The 1,986-nt window shown below is 41.8% G+C and carries 1 protein-coding gene; it reads left to right on the forward strand.

The window, feature by feature from the left end; all coding sequences use genetic code 11:
- Window positions 1-185 precede the first annotated feature (185 nt).
- Window positions 186-1,886, forward strand: coding sequence for a transposase (locus ACTNC6_RS16065; RefSeq protein ID WP_441044643.1), 1,701 nt, complete (start codon window positions 186-188; stop codon window positions 1,884-1,886).
- Window positions 1,887-1,986 lie beyond the last annotated feature (100 nt).

A 1,986-nucleotide genomic window follows, 5' to 3' on the forward strand; every position in this document is an offset into this window, starting at 1 on the left:
GGGGAGACTGTCCGAAAACTCGGATAATCTAATCTGATGAGAAAAAGATTGATATGCTCTTGTGAGCGTTCAATATAAATTAAAATTGCACATTGAAAACTGAATAAAGTACACAGAAATCGTGCATCTATGTTTCAGATATAGTATAATGAAACCAGAGAAAAATTGTTCTGAGGTGAATTGAGATGCCATATGTTTCAGGTTTTGACCGTGACCAGCTGATGTGCTGTTCATGGGACGCATTTGTAGATAAAGAAAGTATTGCAAGGATAATTGATGCGTTTGTGAACCATCTTGATATAGGGAAATACGGTGTAAAACCTGTGGCAGAAGAAGGCCGTCCATCTTACGATCCTAAGAGCCTTTATAAGATATATATTTACGGAAGCAGGAAAGGTATCCGTTCTTCACGGAAACTGGCTGAAAGCTGTAAAGTAAATCTTGAAGTGAAATGGATGATCGGCGGTGTAGAACCGGATTTTCGCACCATTGCAGATTTCAGGAAAAACAACATAGACAGCCTGAAAGAGATTTTTTATGAATTCAACCGCCGGATCTCCGGTGCAGTGGAATGGGGATTTTCTTCCGTGGATGGAACAAAGATCCAGGCGGATAACGCAAAAGATAACAACTTCACCAAAAACAAACTGGATGACAGGATCAAATGGCTGAATGGTCATACAGATGAGTATCTAAGGATCCTGAATGAAATGGACAAGCAGGAAGAAACAGACGTGATTTCAGGAGAACTGACAAGAGAAAGTCTTGAAGCCAAGTTAAAAGAAGCACAGGAGAGACTTGCCAGATACGAAGGTTATCAGAAGCTGATGGAAGAAACCGGGGTATCCCAGCTTTCGATCACAGATGCGGATGCAAAACTCATGAAAAATAAAAATGGGTTTACAGTAGCATATAACCCACAGACGGCGGTAGATTCTGAAACACATCTGATCCGAGATTTTCAGATGACCAATCAGGTAACCGACCATGGATTGCTGGAAAGTACGATGCAGGGGATAAAGAGCTCTGAACCGGAAAAGATCATAGAAGTAGTAGCAGATAAAGGTTATGAAGCTGTGGAAGATATGGTGGAGTGTCTGGAGAACGGTATTATCCCACATGTCATAACAGATGATGGAAAAGACGGTTATGACATAGAAATCCCTTATGAAGAGGCAGAAACGGATACTGCCAGCACAGAGCCAGAAGAACTGAAGAAAGCACTGCATGCAGGTAAGATACCGGAAGTTTATGCAGAAGTGATACAGGATATGAAGGTAGAAACAGTCCGTCGTAAAGTGGTGGATGAAAAACGGGAAAACAGCAGTGTCTATGGAAGTCCTGAGGAAATGCAGGAAAAAGCAAAAGAAGGTTATTTTGTCAGAGATCCTGAGAGAAACCTGGTATACTGTCCGGCTGGGGAAATCCTGAGACAGAAGAGCATAAAGAAAAACGGGAATATCCGCTATGCCAATAAAAATGCGTGTAAACATTGCCCGAACCGCAATAAGTGTTACAAGGGAAAAGGCGAATGGAAAGAGATCGACTTTACCAAAGATCAGCTGGTAAAACCATGTAAGGGCTGGCTGGAAGCCGAAGGAAAGAAGCCGGAGGAAACGAAAACGGGTGAAAAATGGCATTATGAAAAAAGAAAGGTTGTGAAGTTTTTCCTGAAACCGGATAAAGAAAAGATGAGCCGGAGGATGTGCCTGTCGGAGCATCCGTTTGGAACAATAAAACGAGCAATGGGAGCCACTTATTTTCTTTTAAGGGGAATACGGAAAGTGGCTGGAGAGTTTGCGCTCTTTTGTCTGGGTTATAACCTGGAACGGGCGAAGAATCTCCTTGGATTTCAAAAAATGATGGAATTGATGGAACAGGCATAAGCCTCTTTCTTCATCCTGTGTATTTTATTCAGTTTTCAATGTCACAGATGAAGGAAAGGGGCTAAATTTATGCCTAAAAATAAGGTTTTCGGACAGACTG

Source organism: Blautia sp. HCP3S3_C4, from assembly GCF_052064095.1.
Classification (GTDB): Bacteria; Bacillota; Clostridia; order Lachnospirales; family Lachnospiraceae; genus Blautia_A.